Origin of the sequence: Streptococcus dentapri (assembly GCF_042649885.1) — a bacterium.
Classification (GTDB): Bacteria; Bacillota; Bacilli; order Lactobacillales; family Streptococcaceae; genus Streptococcus; species Streptococcus dentapri.
Map to the genome: position 1 here is coordinate 1 of NZ_JBHSAC010000003.1, position 3,578 is coordinate 3,578.

Sequence of the window (3,578 nt, forward strand, 5' to 3'; positions counted from 1 at the left end):
ACAGAGCTAGACGTTGTGGTCCAGCATATCGAGCAGGTAGCCAAAGACAGACAGATCACCCAGCTGGCCCAACCTTGGCTGCCGCCGCTGAAAAGCCAAATCTTTCTCCAAGACCTACGACCAGACAGCTTTCAAGACCTCTGGCAAAAAGAAAGCAGCCTAGAAGCTATCGTCGGTCTGGTCGATATTCCGAGTGAACAAAGGCAAACGGTCGGAACTTATGCGTTAACTGATGATGGGAATTTAGCCATTTTTGGCGGTCCGTCGATGGGAAAATCAAGTCTTTTACAAACCATCGTTATGGACTTGTCCAGACAACATACACCTGAGCAGATTCACTTTTACATTTTTGACTTTGGAACGAGCGCCCTTTACCCCTTAAAAAACTTGCCTCATACAGCTGATTTTATCACTTCAGATCAGGAAGAAAAGTTGACAAAGTTTATGGATCTCATGAAGCGGGAAATCCAGTCACGCAAACGGCTTTTTAACCGACATCATGTCAACTCTAAAGCGATGTACCAAACTGTAACAGATGAAGTCCTGCCTCAAATTATTGTCGTTGTGGACAATTATGAGGGTTATAAAGACATTCCAACCGAGCAGCTGCGAAACAAGTTTGATATCTTTATCCAAACATTGGCAAGAGATGGTAATAGTCTTGGAATAACCATTATTGTCAGCGGCGGCCGTTTGGCAGCTATTCGTCCAGTCTTACTGGCCAATTTCAAGACTCGCCTGAGCTTAAAATTAACAGATGAATCAGAGATCAAAACGATTATGGGGCATTACACCATATCTACGGAAAGTATTGCAGGTAGAGGACTGATAACGATAGAAGAAGTCGAGGTCTTCCAAGCAGCCCTTTCTAATCGAGGAGCAACTCCAGTCCAACGCCTTCAAGCGTTACGTCAAGAAATTAGCCAAATGGATCACCTCTGGCAAGGCAACAGACCTGCAAAAATTCCAATCGTTCCAGAAGAAATATCACTGGCACAATTTATGGACCGAGCTGATACGAAAAATGCCATGGCTAAGCCAGCCTTACCGCTTGGTTTGGACATGACAACAGTCGAAACGATTGCTCTTGATTTTTCCACCTTCAGGGACCTCGTCGTCTTTTCAAATAATTCAGAACAGGTCCGTCTGATGGTCGATCGCCTGATAGCGACTGTGAGCCAGTCAAGCTGGAGCATCACAGTCCTCCTGCTAGATGTTAACGGGGATTATCAGACTTACGCGTCAAAGGTATCGCACTATGTCAGTGATCCGACTCTCCTGAGTGATATGACGGATTTTATGGTTTCAGAAATTAACAATCGAGAAGCAAATGGCTGGGACCGCTATTGTATCGCCTTTATTCCTGATTTAGAAAGCTATGAGAGAGTGTCAGGATTAACGCAAGCCGAGTTGGCGACGCTCATGACGAGAGGGTTCAGAGTTGGCTTCTTCCTCATAGTAGGGACAATCTACTCTTATCTTGTGAGCATTAATCCCGTGCCAAAGTATCTTAAAGAAAATGGGCAGTATTACTTTATCGGCATGAAGCTAAGTGATCAGAACTTCTTAGATAAGGCTTACAATGCTAAGGAAAGGCAACCGGCTATGGATGAGGCTTATATCCATAATCGTAAAACCTATTACAAATTGAAATTAAGTCATAACAGCACAGAAGCAACATTCTAAGCTCAAGATAAGGAGGCTTTTATGAAACGATCCACCAAGATCACCTTGGTTAGCCTAACAACAGTAGCCATTTTAGCAGGAATAGTAGGCAATCTGATAGCAGTCAGAGTTATTAGCAGTCGTTATCAGGCCTTTGGCAGAGCCAAACTAGCCCAAGATATAAAGGAAAATGAAAAAAAGCAGCGAGAAGAAGAGAGGGAAACCAAGGAGAAGCAGCTGGCCTACCTCAAAGAGCACCAGCAAGAGATTGTGGATTTTGTGAAATCGCAGAGCCCTAAGGTCGAGTCAGTGCAGATTGATTGGGATGAAACTCAGTGGGATAAATCAGGGGTTGTCGTTGCTGAACCTTTTATTACTGTTTACGGCGGTATCAATGACCTTGAAGATTCTAGTTGGAGCGTAGACATCTGGATAGATAAAGATGGTAATGTTGATATGGATAGTATGTCACAAGGCAATCAACTAGAAATAGGAGGAGATCCGATTTGACAAACTGGAATTTAGATAATTTTGATAACATTTATGCTTCATTAGCTGAGTCTGCTTACACTGGACGTCCTGATACTTTTGCCTATGAGAAACTAACTCCAAGAAAACGAGCGCGGTTAGATTCAGGAAAGTCAGTCAAGTTCGATTTCTCTAAAGATGCCAAAGACAATAAAGGCCAACTCACCCAAGGTGCTTCGGGCGACGGTTATCCCGATAAGAGTGATCCCAATGCCAGTAAAACAGAGCTCTACCTCCAGCCTGATGAAACGCTTCATACGACAAAAGACGGCCATCAAAAAGGCCTTCTGACCGATGAAAAGGAAGGCTTCAATGCCTATTATGTCACGGATACGCAGAAGGTAGACGGCTCGACCAAGAATACCTACTTCGTCGTCCGCGGCAGTGACGGTATGGGGATGGATACCCTCAATGACTGGATCGGTAATGATGCCAAGTTTGCGGTGAGCGGTGAGTATGTCCCCCAAGCCAAGCTAGCTAACAAGGCCATGAAGGAAAAGATAGCGGAGCTGGATGAGAAAGCACCGGACGCCAAGATGAATGTGACGGGTCACTCACTGGGAACCATCGTCTCCGCTCAGGCAGTCGCCAATCTTAGCTATGATGAGTTCGTGTAGGAGGCTCTTATGAAAAAGTCAACAAAGATAACTTTGGTTAGCCTAACAACAGTAGCCATTTTAGCAGGAATAGGAGGAACTCTGATGGTAGCCAATGATTTTAACAGTCGCTTTGAGGCTTTTGTCAAAGCCAAGCGAGAGCAACAAGTAAAAGAAGCTGAGAAAAAGCAGCGAGAAGCAAAGATGACAACCAAGGAGAAGCAAGTAGCTTATTTAAAGGATCATGAACAGGAAATCAAAGACTTTGTGAAGTCGCAGAATTCCAAAATCGAATCAGTTCAGATTAATTGGAAAGATATTCGTTGGAGTAAAGGAGGAAATGGTACTCCCCAAGGCGGAGGCGAGGCCGTTTTGATTTTTGGTGAGTTTAATAATAATCCAGATTCTAGTTGGAGGGTTGATGTCCAGATAGTTGATGATAAATTAGACATGGAAAATATGTATCTAGGACAAGATCTAAGAATAGGAGGTAGAGTCTTTGACTAATTGGAATTTAGAAAGCTTTGATAATATTTACGCTTCTTTAGCTGAAGGTGCCTACACTAATAGGCCCAAGAACTTTCCAATTGAGGAACTAGATCCGAAACAACAAAAACAGCTAAAAGAAGGAAAGGCTATTGAGTTTGACTTTAGTTCTAATGAAGGTGGAACAAAGGGAGCCACAGGCGACGGTTATCCCGATAAGAGCGATCCCAATGCCAGTAAAACGGAGCTCTACCTCCAGCCTGATGAAACGCTTCATACGACAAAAGACGGCCATCAAAAAGG

3 protein-coding genes and 2 pseudogenes are annotated in these 3,578 nt (G+C 43.8%); all 5 read left to right on the forward strand.

Features of this window, described 5'->3' with window-relative positions:
- The coding region (locus ACFOSE_RS00410) for an FtsK/SpoIIIE domain-containing protein (protein WP_380429049.1) at nt 1–1,686 on the forward strand (1,686 nt) is incomplete at its 5' end.
- 21 nt (nt 1,687–1,707) lie between these two features.
- A complete protein-coding gene (locus tag ACFOSE_RS00415) occupies nt 1,708–2,175 on the forward strand; it encodes a hypothetical protein (RefSeq protein WP_380429052.1) in 468 nt (155 codons plus the stop codon).
- Nucleotides 2,172–2,801 (forward strand): annotated as a pseudogene (locus ACFOSE_RS00420) (lipase family protein); the annotation flags it as partial. The gene ACFOSE_RS00415 and the pseudogene ACFOSE_RS00420, both read left to right, overlap by 4 nt.
- 18 nt (nt 2,802–2,819) lie before the next feature.
- The gene (locus ACFOSE_RS00425) at nt 2,820–3,296 is read left to right on the forward strand and encodes a hypothetical protein (RefSeq protein WP_380429054.1); all 477 of its coding nucleotides are present in this window, start codon (nt 2,820–2,822) and stop codon (nt 3,294–3,296) included.
- Nucleotides 3,289–3,578, forward strand: a pseudogene (locus ACFOSE_RS00430) (hypothetical protein); the annotation flags it as partial. The gene ACFOSE_RS00425 and the pseudogene ACFOSE_RS00430, both read left to right, overlap by 8 nt.

Excerpts from the sequence above, each read along its gene's own strand:
- ACFOSE_RS00415 (WP_380429052.1), top strand. The coding sequence starts at position 1,708 with ATGAAACGATCCACCAAGATCACCTTGGTTAGCCTAACAACAGTAGCC.
- ACFOSE_RS00425 (WP_380429054.1), top strand. The coding sequence starts at position 2,820 with ATGAAAAAGTCAACAAAGATAACTTTGGTTAGCCTAACAACAGTAGCC.